Origin of the sequence: Leifsonella bigeumensis, assembly GCF_039537265.1 — a bacterium.
GTDB lineage: Bacteria > Actinomycetota > Actinomycetes > Actinomycetales > Microbacteriaceae > Terrimesophilobacter > Terrimesophilobacter bigeumensis.
Window position 1 is genome coordinate 1,170,982 of sequence record NZ_BAABAE010000003.1, and the last position, 16,132, is coordinate 1,187,113.

Here is a 16,132-nt window from a genome sequence, read left to right on the forward strand (position 1 = left end):
CTCGTCAGTGTGTGGGGAAGCCCATCAAGTCTACGACCTCGCGGGCGGCCTGGCCGACCTCGGCGTTCACGACGCGGTAATCGAACTCGTCCTGGGCCGCGAGCTCGATCTTCGCGGTCTCCAGACGTCTGGCCTGTTCCGCCGCATCCTCGGTGCCCCGACCGATGAGCCGGCGCACCAGTTCCTCCCAGGTGGGCGGAAGGAGGAAGACGAGCACGGCATCCGGCATCGCCCTGCGCACCGACCGGGCACCCTGCAGGTCGATCTCGAGCAGCACGCTCCTGCCCTCCGCGATCGCCGCGTCGATGGGGGCGCGCGGGGTGCCGTAGCGGTAGGCGTTGTGCACGGTCGCGGTCTCGAGCATCTGCCCCGAGGCCTCGAGACGGTCGAACTCCTCGTCGCTCACGAAGAAGTAGTTCACTCCGTCGACCTCACCGGGACGCGGCTTCCTCGTCGTCGCGGACACCGAGAGCAGCACATCGGGGTAGTTCTCCCTGATGTAGCCGGAGACAGCCCCCTTGCCGACGGCGGTGGGGCCCGCGAGGACGACGAGTCGCGACGACCGGGAGCGCGCGAGGCTCGGCGGCCGGTGCTCGCGCAGCGAGAGCCAGTCGTGCAGGATGTCGCGCTGCCGGACGCCGAGACCGCCGACGCGCTTCGACTCGGCGATGCCGAGCTCGCCCATGACCTTCGCGGTGCGCACCGGACCCAGTCCTGGGACACTGGCGAGCAGCTCCCGGACCCGAAGACCCGCCTCGGCGCTGTCGGACGACGCCCAGCCGGCCTCGAGCACGTCGAGCGGGCTCCTGGTGCGTTCGGCGACAGCATGCTTGACGGCGGCGCGTGCTCTCCGTGCGGCGACGGCGGCCCGCGACGCGGCGACGCGATCGACGTCGGGCGGGTCTAACCGAGGCATGAGGCGAGCTCTTCCGCCTGCCGGAGAAGCGCCTCGGAGATGCCGGATGGCCCGGCCGAGAGCACATCGCGCGAGCTGGAGGCGATCACGAAGGGGGCCACGGCGCCGTATCGCTCGCGCAGTCCGGAGAATTCGGCGCCCTGGTGACCGAATCCCGGTGCGAGGACCGGTGTCGCCGGGGCCACCGCCATCGCCTCGAGCGGGATTCCGAAGCGTGCCGGGTCCACGGTCGCCCCGATCACGACGCCGAAAGAGCCCACGGTGGGCGATGCGGCCGCGTCCGGGGCTGTCGTGGTATTCAGACCGATCACCTCATCGACAATACCGGCGGCGACAGTCCTGCCGGCCCGCCCGCCGTTCGAACCGCCCGGGGCGAGGATCGCGGTCTGCGTCGGGAGTGCCTCGGCGTTCGAGGTCGCCGCGAGCACGAGCAGCCCTTTACCCGCCTCGCGGGCGAGCGCGATCGGCCCGGCGAGGGTGCCGACCCCCTGGTAGGCGTTCACCGTCATCGCATCCGCCTCGAGCGGACTGCCCGGGGTGAGCCAGGCCTGTCCGTATGCGTCGACGGTGGAGCCGAGGTCACCGCGCTTGGCGTCGGCGATGACGAGCAGCCCAGCCGAGCGAGCGGCGCCCACGACGCGTTCGAGCGCCGCGAAGCCGGCCGAACCGTGCCGTTCGAAGAAGGCGACCTGCGGTTTGACGATCCCGATCCGCCCCGCGGCTGCCTCCACGACCCGCAGGCCGAACTCGCGCAGGCCGGTCGCGTCGTCCGGAAGCCCCCAGGCCTCCAGCAGCCAGGCGTGCGGGTCGATCCCGACGCACAAGTGGCCCCTGGTCGCGAACGTTGCCGCGAGCCGGTCGCCGAAGGTCCGGGGTTCAGCCATGGGCCTGCTCCAACCGCGATGCCCGGTCCAGGCCGTATTCCTGGAGCGAGCGCACCTCGAAGCCGTTCCGGATGGCCTCCACCGAGGAGACCGCGGCGCCCAGCTGCGCGATCGTCGTGAAGAGCGCCTTGTCGGCCGCGACCGTCGCTGTGCGGATCTCGTAGCCGTCGGCACGCGCCCGCCTGCCGCTCGGGGTGTTGATGACGATGTCGACCTCGCCCGCGGTGATGAGGTCCACGATCGAGCGCGAGTCCTGCTCACCCCCAGGCGCGACATCCGAGTGCTTCCGAACGACCCGCGCCTCGATGCCGTTGCGGGCGAGCACCTCTGCGGTTCCCTGGGTCGCGAGCAGTTCGAAGCCGAGTTGCTGCAGTCGCATGACCGGGAGCACGATGGCTCTCTTGTCGCGGTCGGCGACCGAGACGAACACGGTTCCGCTGCCGGGCAGTCCGCCGTAGGCTGCAGCCTGGCTCTTGGCGAACGCCTTCGGGAAGTTGGAGTCGATTCCCATGACCTCGCCGGTCGAGCGCATCTCAGGCCCAAGGATCGAGTCGACGATCTTGCCCTCGCGCGTGCGGAATCGCTTGAACGGGAGCACGGCCTCCTTGACGGCGACCGGGGAGTCCATCGGGCTGTGCAGGCCGTCGGCCTCGGGCAGCATCCCGCTCTCCACGAGTTCCCGGATGCTCGAGCCCACCATGATGAGCGATGCCGCCTTGGCGAGCGGGATGCCGAGCGCCTTCGACACGAAGGGCACCGTCCGAGAGGCCCGCGGGTTCGCCTCAAGCACGTAGAGCACGCCCTGGCCGATCGCGAACTGCACGTTGAGCAGCCCCTGCACTCCGACACCGCGCGCGATCGCCTCGGTGGCATCCCGCACCTGGTCGAGCACGTCGCGGCCCAGCGTCACCGGCGGCAGGGTGCAGGAGGAGTCGCCGGAGTGGATCCCGGCCTCCTCGAGGTGCTCCATGACTCCCCCGACGTAGAGCTCCGTCCCGTCGAACAGGGCGTCGACGTCGATCTCGATCGCGTCGTCGAGGAACCGGTCGACGAGGAGCGGAAGCCCGGGGGCGATGATCGCCTGGTCGGCGACGCGGTCGAAGTAACCGCCGAGGGACTCCGTGTCGTAGACGATCTCCATGCCGCGGCCGCCGAGCACGAAGGACGGGCGCACGAGCACCGGGTAGCCGATCTCCTCGGCGACCGCTACCGCGCTCGCGAGGTCTGTTGCGGTGCCGTTCCGTGGTGCGAGGAGCCCTGCGGCGTCGAGGATGCCGGAGAACAGCCCGCGCTCCTCGGCGAGGTCGATCGCCGAGGGCGACGTGCCGAGAATCGGTACTCCGGCCGCCTCGAGCCCCTTCGCAAGGCCGAGCGCGGTCTGGCCGCCGAGTTGCACGATGACGCCGACGAGCTGACCGCTGGCCCGCTCGGCATCGATGACCTCGAGCACATCCTCGAGCGTGAGCGGCTCGAAGTAGAGCCGATCGCTCGTGTCGTAGTCGGTCGAGACCGTCTCCGGGTTGCAGTTGATCATGATCGTCTCGTAGCCGGCATCCGAGAGCGCGAAGGCCGCGTGCACACAGGAGTAGTCGAACTCGACGCCCTGCCCGATGCGGTTCGGGCCGGAGCCCAGGATGACGACCTTGCGACGGTCGCTCGGAGTCACCTCGGTCTCGAGGTCGTAGCTCGAGTAGTGGTACGGCGTGAGCGCCGGGAACTCCCCCGCGCAGGTGTCGACGGTCTTGAACACCGGCCGGACGCCCGCATTGTGGCGGATCGCCCGCAGTTCGGCCTCGTCGAGGTCGCGCAACTGGGCGAGCTGCGCATCCGAGAAGCCGTGGTTCTTCGCGTGGCGGAGCAGGTCGGCATCCAGGGCCTCCGCCGTGCGCACGAGCTCTGCGACCTCATTGATGAGTACGATCTGGTCGACGAACCAGGGGTCGATCCCGGTCGCCTCGAAGACCTCCTGGATGCTCGCACCGGCCCTCAGCGCCTGCTGCACCGTGACGATGCGGCCGTCGGTCGGAACGCTTGCCGCGGCGAGCAGGGCATCCTTGTCGCCCGGCTCCCCCTCCCAGTGGAAGCTCGAACCGCGCTTTTCCAGCGAGCGCAGCGCTTTCTGCAGCGCGGTCGTGTAGTTGCGGCCGATCGCCATCGCCTCGCCGACCGACTTCATGGTCGTCGTGAGCCGGGGGTCGGCCGCCGGGAACTTCTCGAAGGCGAACCGCGGCACCTTGACGACGACGTAGTCGAGCGTCGGTTCGAAGCTCGCCGGGGTCACCCGGGTGATGTCGTTCGGGATCTCGTCGAGGCGGTAGCCGATCGCGAGCTTCGCGGCGATCTTCGCGATCGGGAATCCGGTCGCCTTGCTCGCGAGAGCGCTCGAGCGCGACACGCGCGGGTTCATCTCGATGACGATGATGCGGCCATTCGCCGGGTCGACGGCGAACTGGATGTTGCATCCGCCGGTGTCGACGCCGACGAGCCGGATGATCTCGATCCCGATGTCGCGCAGCTTCTGGAATTCGCGGTCGGTGAGGGTGAGCGCGGGCGCGACAGTGATGGAGTCGCCGGTGTGCACTCCGACTGGGTCGACGTTCTCGATCGAGCACACGACGACCGTGTTGTCCGAGGTGTCGCGCATGAGTTCGAGCTCGTACTCCTTCCAGCCGAGGATCGACTCTTCGAGGAGCACCTCGGTCGTCGGGCTCTGGTGCAGGCCGTCGGCGACCATCCGCACGAGCTCCTCCCGCGTGTAGGCGAAACCGCTCCCGAGCCCGCCCATCGTGAAGGAGGGGCGGATGACGAGGGGGTAGCCGAGATCCTCCGCGAACTCGATCGCCTCCTCGACGGTGTGCGCGATGTGCGAGCGCGCGACCTCGGCACCGGCCCGGATGACGAGATCCTTGAACAGCTGGCGGTCCTCGCCCTTCTGGATGGCCTCGAAGTTCGCCCCGATGAGCTCGACGTCGTACTTGTCGAGCACCCCATGCTCGTGCAGCTCGATCGCTGCGTTGAGCGCGGTCTGGCCGCCGAGCGTCGGCAGGATCGCATCCGGCCGCTCCTTCGCGATGATCGTCTCGATGACCTCCCAGGTGATCGGCTCGACGTAGGTGGCGTCGGCGAAGTCCGGGTCGGTCATGATCGTCGCGGGGTTCGAGTTGATGAGGATGACGCGCACACCCTCCTCGCGCAGCACCCGGCAGGCCTGGGTGCCCGAGTAGTCGAACTCGCAGGCCTGGCCGATGACGATCGGACCGGAGCCGATCACCAGGACTGAGCGGATGTCGTCGCGCTTGGGCATCAGCGACCGCCCCCTTGAGCTTCTCCGGTCGAGCGTGGGCCCCCCTGAGGCTCTCGAAGGGCCGAGACCACGAGCTCCCTGAACCGGTCGAAGAGGTAATTGGCGTCGTGCGGACCGGCCGCCGCCTCCGGGTGGTACTGCACCGAGAAGGCGGGAAGGTCGAGTGCCCGCAGCCCCTCGACGACATCGTCGTTGAGGTTGAGATGGCTCACCTCCACGCGGCCGAACCCGGCCGGGGACTCTGAGACGCCCTCGGTGGGGGCGGCGACGGCGAACCCGTGGTTGTGGGCGGTGATCTCGGTCCTTCCCGTGGCGCGGTCGACGACGGGCTGGTTGATGCCCCGGTGCCCGAACGGCAGTTTGTAGGTGTCGTAGCCGAGCGCACGCCCGAGCAACTGGTTGCCGAAGCAGATGCCGAAGAACGGAAGGCCCCGCTCGAGCACTTCCCGCAGCAGTGCGACGTGGCGATCGGATGCGCCGGGGTCGCCCGGTCCGTTCGAGAAGAAGACGGCATCCGGGGCGAGGGCGAAGAACTCCTCGGCGGAGATCGCCTCCGGAACCACGATGACCTCGAACCCCCGCGCAGTCAGGTAGCGCAGCGTCGAGGCCTTGACCCCGAGGTCGAGCACCGCCACCGAACCGATTCGCTCGCCCTCGGCCGGCATCCGGTAGAGCTCCGGCGTGGAGACGCGGGCGGAGAGGTTCTGCCCGGCCATCTCCTCGCTGCCGAGCACGGCCGCGAGCTGGTCGGCGGGGTCGAGCGCAGCATCCGGTCCGGAGAAGATGCCGGCCCGCATGACGCCGACCGAGCGAAGCCGCCTGGTCACCGCCCGCGTGTCGATGCCGCTGATGCCCACGATCCCCTGGCCGTCCAGGTCGTCATCGAGGCTGCCGGTCGCACGATGGTTCGACACCGTCCGGGAGGGGTCGCGCACGACGAAGCCGGCGACCCAGATCCGCCCGGACTCCGGGTCTTCGTCATTGACCCCGGTGTTGCCGATGTGCGGTGCGGTCATGAGCACGATCTGGCCGGCGTAGGAAGGGTCGGTGATGGTCTCCTGATAGCCGGTCATGCCGGTCGAGAACACGGCCTCGCCGACGGTCCTCCCCCGTGCCCCGTAAGCCGCGCCCGGGTACCGGGTGCCATCCTCGAGGACGAGTACGGCGGCGTCCGCGCGGCTGCGGTCCTGGCCCGCCATCACGCGGTGATCCCCGCTGCGGCGTCGATGAAGGCTTGCGCCTCCCCATCGATTCGGAAGTAGCTGTCGACGTCGAGATCCCCCAGGCGCCAGCCGAGCACGACGAGTCCACCGGGCTCGACGGCCTTGTCGATCGCCCAGGTCGCGCGACCGGCCGAGCGCAGGGCCGTCGCCGGGATGAACGCCGGCCTGGCCCCGGTGAGCTCGAGGGTCACTCCGCGGTCGGCCACCGTGGCGACCATCCGCGACCGGTAGCCGAGCCCGCGTACCGCGATGCGCTCGAGCGGTTCCCCCGCGCGCGTCGTGGCGACGTAGAGGCCGCTCACCGCGGTGCGGATGGCTCCGACATCGGCCGGCACGGCCTCCGGTGCCGGAATGCCGGCCTGGCGCCGCTGGCGTGCGCGCCAACCGAAGAACATTCCGATGAGGGCGGCAACGATGACGAAGCCGACGATGATGCTGGGCAGGAGCCTATCCACGGTGTTCTTCCCGACTTTCCGTCGCGCGCTGCGCAACCTCGTTCTCTTCGACGAGCTCTCCGTCTCGCACGGTCTCGTAGCCCCGGTGGATCGTCGCGACGACGCGACCGGGGAGTGTCGTCGCCAGGTAGGGCGAGTTCACCGAGCGGCCATGCAGGTCCCGCGTCGAGAAGACCCGACTCGCACTGGGGTCGATGAGGGTGAGCTCGGCGGGCGCTCCGGCCGCAACCCCCTGGTCATAGCCTTCGAGCCGGCCGATCGCGGCGGGCGTCGCCGAGAGCACTCTCGCGACATCCTCCCAGCCGAGCACCCCGGTGTCGACGAGGGCGGCCTGGACGACGGAGAGCGCCGACTCGAGCCCGACCATGCCGAAGGCGGCGACATCCCATTCGCAGTCCTTGGCCTCGGGCGGATGCGGAGCATGATCGGTGGCGATCGCGTCGATCGTGCCGTCCGCGAGCCCGGCACGCAGCGCCTCGACGTCCTCCTGCCGGCGCAACGGCGGGTTGACCTTGAAGCGCGCGTCGTATCCGCGGGCGAGCTCCTCGGTGAGCAGGAGATGGTGCGGCGTGACCTCCGCCGTGACCTGGATGCCGCGCGCCTTCGCCCAGCGGACGACCTCGACCGAGCCGGCGGTCGACAGGTGGCAGATGTGGAGCCGCGCTCCTACGTGTTCGGCGAGCAGTGCGTCGCGGGCGATGATGGCCTCCTCGGCGACCGCAGGCCAGCCGGCGAGACCGAGTTCACTGCTCAGTGCGCCCTCGTTGAGCTGAGCGCCCTCGGTGAGCCTCGGCTCCTGCGCATGCTGGGCGACCACCCCGCCGAAGGACTTCACGTACTCGAGTGCGCGACGCATGAGGAGGGCATCCGAGACGCACTTCCCGTCGTCGGAGAAGACGCGCACCGCGGCCCGGCTGAGCGCCATCGCACCGATCTCGGCGAGTGTCTCGCCCGCGAGCCCGGCCGTCACGGCCCCCACCGGCCGCACGGTGACGTAGCCGGCCGCGTCCCCCAGCGATCTGACCTGTTCGACGACGCCGGCGGTGTCGGCGACCGGCGAGGTGTTCGCCATGGCGTGCACGGCGGTGAAGCCTCCGATCGCGGCGGCCCTCGATCCGGTGAGGATCGTCTCGCTGTGCTCGAACCCCGGTTCGCGCAGGTGAGTGTGCAGGTCGACGAGGCCGGGCAGCACCCTGAGCCCGTCCGCGTCGATCAGGCGTGCCTTCGCGTCGGAGAGGCCACTGCCGAGCTCCGCCACGATGCCGTCGGCCACGAGGATGTCGGTGGCCCGGCCGTCGGGAAGCGTCGCTCCGCGGATCACGATCCGGGTCATGCGCCCCCCTCCCTCGATGCGATCTCCTGCGCGCCGGTGGTTTGAGCACCTGACAGCAGCAGATACAGCACAGCCATCCTCACCGAGACCCCGTTGGCGACCTGTTCGCGCACCGTGGATCGCGTCGAGTCGGCAGCGCTGGCGGAGATCTCGAGACCGCGATTCATCGGACCGGGGTGCATGACCATGCTATCGGCCGGAAGACGGGACATCCGTTCGTCGTCGAGTCCCCACTGGCGGGAGTACTCGCGTGCATTGGGGAAGAACGCCGCATGCATCCGCTCCTCCTGGATGCGCAGCATCATGATGACGTCGGGAGCATCGTCGACCGCACGGTCGAGGTCGTAGCCCGGGGAGACCGGCCAGTCGTCGATCGAGACCGGCATGAGGGTCGCCGGGGCGACAAGGCTGACGCTCGCACCGAGCGCGGTGAGCAGCCACACGTTGGACCGGGCGACGCGGGAGTGCAGGATGTCGCCGACGATCGTCACACGCGTCCCGTCGAGGCCTCGGCCACGCGCCTCGGCGCCGTACAGCCGCTTGCGGATCGTGAACGCGTCGAGGAGCGCCTGGGTGGGGTGTTCGTGGGTGCCGTCGCCCGCGTTGACGATGCCGGCGTCGATCCAGCCGCTGTCGGCGAGCACCTGGGGTGCTCCGGATGCCGGATGTCGGACGATGACGGCGTCGGCGCCCATCGCGGCGAGCGTCTGGGCCGTGTCCTTGAGGCTCTCCCCCTTCGAGACGCTCGAACCCTTCGCGCTGAAGTTGATGACGTCGGCGCTCAGCCGTTTCGCCGCGGCCTCGAAGGAGATGCGGGTGCGGGTGGAGTCCTCGTAGAACAGGTTGACGACGGTGCGACCGCGCAGCGCCGGCAGCCGCGGAACCTCGCGTCCAGCGACCTCGGCCATGTCCTCGGCGACATCGAGGATACCGATGGCCTCCTCGCGGCCGAGGTCTTTCGTGCTCAGGAGGTGCCTCATGGCTCGATCGTCACCTCGTCGACGCCGTCGACCTCCTCGACGCGGACGTTGATGCGTTCGCCGAGGGAGGTCGGGAGGTTCTTGCCCACGAAATCCGCCCGGATCGGCAGTTCTCGATGCCCGCGGTCGATGAGCACGGCCAGGCGCACCGCCTTCGGCCGCCCGAGGTCGACCATGGCGTCGAGGGCTGCGCGGATGGTACGGCCGGAGAAGAGCACATCGTCGACGAGCACGACGGTGCGCCCGTCGATGCCGCCCGACGGGATCGTCGTGGGCCTCGGCACCCGGGTCGGGTTGCGAGCGAGATCGTCGCGGTACATCGTCGTGTCGAGCGTTCCGGTGGCACCGCTGCCCGGCTCGATCTGCTCGAGCAGCCGGCCGATGCGCTCGGCCAGGATGGCACCGCGCGTCGGGATGCCGAGGATGACGAGATCCGAGCCGCCGTGATTGGACTCGAGGATCTCGTGGGTGATGCGCGTGAGCGCGCGGGCGATATCAGAGTGCTGCAGCACCGTGCGTGCAGTCAATCCGACCTCCTTCCCCGCCTCTCGGGACGGCCTTAAAGGATGTCTGTGCTACAACTATAGCCCCGGTCAGACTCGGGTCTGGGCGATGCGGCCGAGGAGGCCGTTGACGAAGCCCGCGGAGTCCTCGGTGCTGTAGGTGCGGGCCGCCGCGACGGCCTCGGCGATCGCGACGCCGTCCGGAACCTCGGGGTTGAACAGGAGTTCCCAGATGCCCATGCGCACGATGGCCCGGTCGATGGCCGGCATCCGGGCGATCGTCCAGCCCTGCGCATAGGTCTCGATGAGTTCGTCGATCTCGACGAGATGCTCCTCGACGCCCTCGGCGAGCTGCCGGGCGTAGCCCCACGAGGACTCGCGCTTCGGCTCGGCCTCCGCCCGCACGGCCTCAGCCGCCACAGCGGTACCGATCGGTTCCGAACGGAGGTCGGCGCCGTACAGCAGGTCGAGGGCACGCTTGCGGGCCTTGGTGCGCGCACTCATGATCGCGGGCGGTCAGTCGTTGACGCGGCCGAGGTAGTCCCCGGTGCGCGTGTCGACCTTGACCTTGGTGCCCTGCTCGAGGAACAGGGGTACCTGGATCTGGTAGCCGGTCTCGACGGTCGCGGGCTTGGTCCCGCCGGTCGAGCGGTCGCCCTGCAGGCCGGGCTCGGTGTGGGTGATCTCGAGCACGACGGATGCCGGAAGCTCGACGTAGAGCGGCTCGCCGTTGTGCAGCGCGATCGTCACGTCCTGGTTCTCGAGCATGAAGTTGGGGGCGTCGCCGACCTGCTCCTCGGAGAGGGTGATCTGGTCGTAGTCGGAGGTGTTCATGAACACGAAACCGTCGCCGTCCTTGTACAGGTACTGGAAGTCGCTGCGGTCGACCGTCTCGGTCTCGATCTTCGCCCCGGCGTTGAACGTGCGGTCGACGGTCTTGCCGGTGCGAACGTTCTTGACCTTGGTACGCACGAACGCGCCGCCCTTGCCGGGCTTGACGTGCTGGAACTCGATGACGGTCCACAGCCCGCCATCCATGTTGAGGACGACGCCGTTACGAATGTCTGCAGTTGAGGCCATCCCCCGAGTTTACGGGGTCAGCCGGAGCGCCTGCGAACCAGCTCGAGCGCGAGCAGGTAGGAATCGAACCCGAACCCGGCGATGACGCCCGTCGCGACCCCGGAGATGACACTCGTGTGGCGGAACTCCTCCCGCGCGTGCGGGTTCGAGATGTGGACCTCGACGAGCAGCAGCCCGGCATCCGTCACGAGCGCCACGGCATCCCGCAGCGCGTAGGAGTAATGCGTGAAAGCGGCAGGGTTGAGAATGACGTGCGAGGCGGAGTCGACCGCCTCGTGCAGCCAGGAGACGAGCTCCGACTCCGAATCGGTCTGCCGCACCTCGAGGGCGAGACCGCCGGATGCCGCCTCCAGCTGGTCGCGGAGGTCCGAGAGCGTGAGCGCGCCGTAGACTTCCGGCTCACGGCTTCCGAGGCGACCGAGATTGGGTCCGTTGAGCACGAGCACGCGGTTCATGGCTGACACTCTAATCGCCGATCTCCTGGTAGGCCGCGAACAGGAGCGACTGGTCGGGGCCGGCGAGCACCGTCGGCCGGGCGATGTCGTCGAGGATGATGAACCGGAGCAGGTCGCCACGGGCCTTCTTGTCGCGCTTCATGACGCTCAGCAGCGTCTTCCAGCGGCCGGCCGGATAGCTCACCGGCAGGTCGAGCGACTCGAGGATGCTGCGGTGCCGGTCGACGACGTCGTCGGAGAGCCGCCCGGCGAGACGCGCGAGCTCCGCCGCGTACATCATGCCGATCGACACCGCCGCGCCGTGCCGCCACTGGAACCGTTCCGCGTACTCGATCGCGTGCCCGAGCGTGTGCCCGTAGTTCAGGATCTCGCGCAGGCCCGCCTCGCGGAAGTCCTCGCCGACGACCCGTGCCTTCACGCCGATGGCGAGTTCCACCGCCCGGCGGAACTCCTCCGACCCCGAGTCGGTCGCCACGGCGACGTCCCGTTCAACGATGTCCAGGATCTCGGGCTCGGCGATGAAACCGCACTTGACGATCTCCGCGAACCCGGCGAGCAGGTCGTTCCGCGGAAGGCCGGCCAGGATGTCGAGGTCGGCGATGACCGCCGCCGGCGAGTAGAACGCCCCGACGAGGTTCTTGCCCTCCGAGGTGTTGATGCCGGTCTTGCCGCCGACGGCCGCATCCACCATTCCGAGCACCGTCGTCGGCACCTGCACGAGCTTGACGCCGCGCAGCCAGGTCGCCGCGACGAAGCCGGCAAGGTCGGTCGCCGCGCCTCCCCCGAAGCCGACCACGGCATCCGACCTCGTGAAGTCGGCTGTGCCGAGGATCTGCCAGCAGAATGCGGCCACCTCGACGCGCTTGGCCGCCTCCCCGTCCGGGATCTCGGCCAGGAGCACCTCGTAATCGGCGGAGAGCTGCGTTCTCAGTTCGCCCGCGAGATCGGCGAGCGACGGCTGGTGCACCACGAGCACCTTCCTGACGTCCGGCCCGAGCTCAGCCGCGAGCCCGTCGAGGACGCCACGGCCGACCTGCACCCGGTACGGCGCCGCTCCCCCCACCTCGATCGTCGTCATCGTTCCTCCTCCCGCTGGACCCACTCGGCGAGCTCGTGCGCCAGGGAGCCGGCGGTGCGGTTCGAGCTGTCGATCGTGCGTGTCGCGAGCTGCTCGTAGAGCTCGCGACGCTCCTCCACGATCCGCTTCCACGACTCGATGCCGTCCGTGAGCAGCGGGCGCACGGCACCGCCCAGCCGCCTCTGCACCGCTTCGGGGCTCACCGTCACGAGCAGGACGCGTTGTGTCGCGAGGTCGTCCCTCGTCCCCTGGTTCAGGATGGCGCCCCCGCCGAGCGAGACGACCGCGCGTTCTCCGAGCGCCTTCGCGACCTCGATGCGCTCCGCCGCGCGGAACCACTCCTCACCGCGCTCGCTGAACACGGTTGCGATGGGACCGTGCTGGGCCACGATCCGCCGGTCCGTGTCGACGAAGGGCACGCGAAGCAGTCGTGCGACCTGCTTGCCGAGCACGCTCTTACCCGCACCGGGCGGACCGATGACGACGAGCAGGGGCCGCTCGTCCATCACTCCGGCTCGCGCTGCTCGGCGTCGTGCAGCTCGGCGTCGTGAAGCTCGGCGTCGTGAAGCTCAGAGTCCGTGCGGAGGTTCGCGGGAATCGCGGCGAGGTACCCTTCGAGGTTGCGACGCGTCTCGGCGACCGAGTCCCCGCCGAACTTCTCGAGCATGGCATCCGCGAGCACGAGGGCGACCATGGCCTCGGCGACGATCCCGGATGCCGGCACGGCGCACACATCGGAACGCTGGTGATGCGCCGCAGCCGTGTCGCCGCTGGCGACGTCGACGGTGCGCAGCGCGTGCGGCACCGTGGAGATGGGCTTCATGGCCGCGCTCACCCGCAGCGGCCCGCCCGTGCTCATGCCGCCCTCCGTGCCGCCGGCGCGATCGGTCGTGCGTGCGATCCCGGCCTCCGTGGCGAAGAGCTCGTCGTGCGCCGCCGAGCCACGGCGGGCGGCCGTGCGGAAGCCGTCGCCGATCTCGACGCCCTTGATCGCCTGGATGCCCATGAGCGCGGCGGCCAGGCGCGCGTCGAGGCGACGATCCCAGTGCGTGTAGGAGCCGAGTCCAGGCGGGAGTCCGTAGGCGAGCACCTCGACGACCCCGCCGAGCGTGTCGCCGTCCTTCTGCGCCGCGTCGACCTCGGCGACCATGCGCTGGCTCGTGACGGCGTCCGCGCATCGGAGGGGGTCGGCATCGAGGCGCGCGACATCCTCCGGGTGCGGCAACGGCGCATCCTCCGGCACGCGCACCGAGCCTATGGACAGGGTGTGGCTGAGCAACCGGATGCCGAGCTCGCCGAGGAAGCCTCGTGCGACGGCGCCGAGGGCGACCCGCGCCGCCGTCTCCCGCGCACTCGCGCGCTCGAGCACGTTCCTGGCCTCGTCGAAGCCGTACTTCTGCATCCCCACGAGGTCGGCGTGCCCCGGGCGCGGACGGGTGAGAGGGGCGCCACGGCCCTTGGGCAGGGTGGCCGGATCGACCGGTTCCGCACTCATGACGTCGACCCAGCGCGGCCATTCGGTGTTGCCGATGCGCAGGGCGATCGGGCTTCCCATGGTCAGGCCGAAGCGGATGCCGGCCGAGATCGCGAGCTCGTCCTCCTCGAACTTCTGCCGGGCTCCCCGCCCGTATCCGAGCCGGCGGCGGGCCAGATCCTCACGGATCCCGGCGAGCCCGATCGGCACCCCGGCCGGGAGCCCCTCGAGAATGGCGATCAGTTCCGGGCCGTGCGATTCCCCTGCGGTCAACCATCGAAGCATGCAGCCATCCTCCCATGATCGGGCCCGCGCTCAGGACCGGCCGAGTGCCGCCTCGCGCATCGCGGCGAGCACGCCCTCCTCGTCGGGGAGGACTCGTCCCGGGTCGCCGCCGACGAAGATCCGCACCTGGGCGATGGCCTGGTGGATGAGCATCCCGAGCCCGCTGTTGACGACGCCTCCGGCCTCGAGCCAATGCCCGGCCACGGCGCTCGGCCAGGGGTCGTAGGCGATATCGACGAGGGGCACCGAGGAGCGCAGCTCCTGGGAGAACCCGCCACCTGACTCCGCCGTTCCGGGAAGCGTGCTGACCACGACATCCGGAGCCCCCGGGTCCGTGTCGAATCCGCCGACGGCGATCGCCACACCGAGCCGGTCGGCGACCGTGATGAGTCCTCCCGCGTTCTCGGGCGTGCGAGCCGCAACGACCACCTCCTCGACTCCCCGACGGGCGAGCGCCGCGAGCATCGAGCTGGCCGTGGCCCCGGAGCCCAGGATGAGAGCACGGCGCAGCGTGCCGGGAAGGCACTCCGCGAGCATCATCTCCGCCCCGTACACGTCGGTGTTGAACCCGAGCACGCGGCCGTCGTCGAACAGGACCGTGTTCGCGGCGCCCACGAGATCGGTCACCGCATCCCTCCCGCCGAGGAGCGGCAGGATCTCCCGCTTGAGCGGCATCGTCAGCGAGAGCCCTCGCCAGGAGTCGTCGAGGCCGGAGAGGAATCCACCGAGCTCCCCGGAGGCGACCTCGGCGCTCCCGTACTCCCACGGCAGCCCGAGCACCCGGTAGGCGGCCCTGTGCAGCGCAGGCGACCGGGAATGCGCGATCGGCGAGCCGAGCACCGCGAGCTTGCGCACCGGGTCCTTCATGGGAGTGGGTCAGTCATCGGAGGCCGCTCAATCACAATTGGGGCTCTGCGTCTCCCGGCACCACTGCTGCAGTTGCTTCACCGCCGCATTGTGCTCGGCGAACGTCGTCGAGAACACCGTCTCCCCGGTGTCCAGGTTGACCGGCACGAAGTAGAACCACGGTCCGTCCGCCGGATGCAGGGCCGCATCGATTGCCAGATCGCCGGCAGCGCCGATTGGGCCGATCGGCAGCCCGGGGTTCGCGTAGGTGTTGTAGGGGTTGGAGGTGTCCGCGCGCTCGGCGGGGGTCGTCCAGACCGTGTGCGTCCGGCCGGTTCCATAGGAGACGGTCGCATCCGACTCGAGATGCCAGTCGTTCTCCAGCCGGTTGGTGAACACGCGCGAGACCTTGTAGAAGTCCTCGGTGTCGCGCCCGGCCTCGCGCTGGATGAGCGCCGCCAGCGTGAGCACACGATGACGATCTGCCGGCGCAACACCCGCCGCATCGAGTGACTGGAAGGTGCGGTCGACGAGGGTCTGGATGACGGCGCGTGCATCGACGCCCGGGTCGAACCGATAGGTTGCCGGGAACAGGTAACCTTCGAGGCTCGGAGCTTCGGCGGACACACCGTAACTCGTCGGGTCCTTCGCCGCCTTGACGAAGTCCTCGACCGGGAGGTCGGTCGCGGTGCTCAGGATGTCGAACACCTGGTCGATGCTCTTACCCTCGGGAATGAGCGCGGTGTGCTCCACACGGTTCGCCGGGTCCTGCAGCGCGTCGAGCGCGGCCTGCGAACTCATCTTCTCGGCGAGCACGTAGTAGCCGGGGAAGAACGACACCGCCGGATCCTGGGCGAGCAACAGTGTGTAGAAGGTCTCGAAGTTCTTGATGACCCCGGCGTCGAGCAGGGCGTTGGTGACTTCGACGCCCGTATCGCCGCTGACGATCACGATCGTGGCCTCACCGCTTCCCTCGCCCACGTAGTCGGGTGGAGGCAGCTCCCAGCCGAGCACCTTGCGCACCTGGTCCTCGTAGTTGAGCCAGACATATCCCGCTGCGCCGGCCGCGAGCCCCAGTACGACCACGATCGCGACGACCCAGGCGACCCAGCGACGACGCTTCCCGGGCTGCCGGGGGTCGCGTGGGGGCCTGGGCGGTTTCGACCCGCCCGATGATGGCTTCGCCTGCCGCGACTGTGCTTCGCGTGCCTCCCGGCGCGACTGCGGTGCCTGCCCCGTTTCGGCCTGCAGGGCGGGCTGTGCGCCGGGCTGCGAGGAGAAGATGTCGTCCCAGCGGGTTTCCTCTGCCACGGTGA

General features: G+C 69.6%; 16 protein-coding genes. All 16 read right to left on the minus strand.

The annotated features are described in order from the left end of the window. Positions 1–4 precede the first annotated feature (4 nt). The gene (gene gmk / locus ABD678_RS10805; protein WP_344756507.1) at positions 5–916 is read right to left on the minus strand and encodes a guanylate kinase; all 912 of its coding nucleotides are present in this window, start codon (positions 914–916) and stop codon (positions 5–7) included. Continuing rightward, positions 904–1,800, minus strand: coding sequence for an orotidine-5'-phosphate decarboxylase (pyrF, locus tag ABD678_RS10810; RefSeq protein WP_344756509.1), 897 nt, complete (start codon positions 1,798–1,800; stop codon positions 904–906). Before pyrF ends, gmk begins: the two co-directional genes overlap by 13 nt. Next, positions 1,793–5,104 carry a carbamoyl-phosphate synthase large subunit gene (carB, locus tag ABD678_RS10815; protein WP_344756511.1) on the minus strand — a complete coding sequence of 1,104 codons (3,312 nt, stop codon included), beginning with the start codon at positions 5,102–5,104 and terminating at the stop codon, positions 1,793–1,795. Before carB ends, pyrF begins: the two co-directional genes overlap by 8 nt. Next, entirely contained in the window at positions 5,104–6,303 is a 1,200-nt protein-coding gene (carA, locus tag ABD678_RS10820; RefSeq protein WP_344756512.1) for a glutamine-hydrolyzing carbamoyl-phosphate synthase small subunit, read from the minus strand. The genes carB and carA overlap by 1 nt, the downstream gene beginning before the upstream one ends. Continuing rightward, positions 6,303–6,782: a PH-like domain-containing protein gene (locus ABD678_RS10825; protein ID WP_344756513.1), complete on the minus strand. Its 480-nt coding sequence runs from the start codon at positions 6,780–6,782 to the stop codon at positions 6,303–6,305. The genes carA and ABD678_RS10825 overlap by 1 nt, the downstream gene beginning before the upstream one ends. Then, complete coding sequence (locus ABD678_RS10830) at positions 6,775–8,115, minus strand: dihydroorotase (RefSeq protein ID WP_344756515.1); 1,341 nt, start codon at positions 8,113–8,115, stop codon at positions 6,775–6,777. Before ABD678_RS10830 ends, ABD678_RS10825 begins: the two co-directional genes overlap by 8 nt. After that, positions 8,112–9,095, minus strand: coding sequence for an aspartate carbamoyltransferase catalytic subunit (locus ABD678_RS10835; protein ID WP_344756517.1), 984 nt, complete (start codon positions 9,093–9,095; stop codon positions 8,112–8,114). Before ABD678_RS10835 ends, ABD678_RS10830 begins: the two co-directional genes overlap by 4 nt. Next, positions 9,092–9,622, minus strand: a complete 531-nt coding sequence (gene pyrR, locus ABD678_RS10840; protein ID WP_344756519.1) for a bifunctional pyr operon transcriptional regulator/uracil phosphoribosyltransferase PyrR — start codon at positions 9,620–9,622, stop codon at positions 9,092–9,094. Before pyrR ends, ABD678_RS10835 begins: the two co-directional genes overlap by 4 nt. Positions 9,623–9,688: 66 nt before the next feature. Beyond that, positions 9,689–10,102, minus strand: coding sequence for a transcription antitermination factor NusB (nusB, locus tag ABD678_RS10845; RefSeq protein WP_344756521.1), 414 nt, complete (start codon positions 10,100–10,102; stop codon positions 9,689–9,691). Positions 10,103–10,114: 12 nt separating this feature from the next. Continuing rightward, positions 10,115–10,678 carry an elongation factor P gene (gene efp / locus ABD678_RS10850; protein WP_344756523.1) on the minus strand — a complete coding sequence of 188 codons (564 nt, stop codon included), beginning with the start codon at positions 10,676–10,678 and terminating at the stop codon, positions 10,115–10,117. A gap of 17 nt (positions 10,679–10,695) precedes the next feature. Further along, complete coding sequence (locus tag ABD678_RS10855; protein ID WP_344756525.1) at positions 10,696–11,133, minus strand: type II 3-dehydroquinate dehydratase; 438 nt, start codon at positions 11,131–11,133, stop codon at positions 10,696–10,698. Between the two features lie 10 nt (positions 11,134–11,143). Next, entirely contained in the window at positions 11,144–12,211 is a 1,068-nt protein-coding gene (gene aroB / locus ABD678_RS10860; RefSeq protein ID WP_344756527.1) for a 3-dehydroquinate synthase, read from the minus strand. Continuing rightward, positions 12,208–12,717 (minus strand): shikimate kinase, encoded by a 510-nt coding sequence (locus ABD678_RS10865; RefSeq protein ID WP_344756529.1) that lies wholly within the window; start codon positions 12,715–12,717, stop codon positions 12,208–12,210. The genes aroB and ABD678_RS10865 overlap by 4 nt, the downstream gene beginning before the upstream one ends. Further along, positions 12,717–13,970 carry a chorismate synthase gene (gene aroC, locus ABD678_RS10870; RefSeq protein WP_344756531.1) on the minus strand — a complete coding sequence of 418 codons (1,254 nt, stop codon included), beginning with the start codon at positions 13,968–13,970 and terminating at the stop codon, positions 12,717–12,719. The genes ABD678_RS10865 and aroC overlap by 1 nt, the downstream gene beginning before the upstream one ends. A 30-nt stretch (positions 13,971–14,000) precedes the next feature. After that, positions 14,001–14,837, minus strand: a complete 837-nt coding sequence (locus ABD678_RS10875; RefSeq protein ID WP_344756533.1) for a shikimate dehydrogenase family protein — start codon at positions 14,835–14,837, stop codon at positions 14,001–14,003. A 27-nt stretch (positions 14,838–14,864) separates the two neighbouring features. Then, entirely contained in the window at positions 14,865–16,127 is a 1,263-nt protein-coding gene (gene mltG, locus ABD678_RS10880; RefSeq protein WP_344756535.1) for an endolytic transglycosylase MltG, read from the minus strand. Positions 16,128–16,132: the final 5 nt, after the last annotated feature.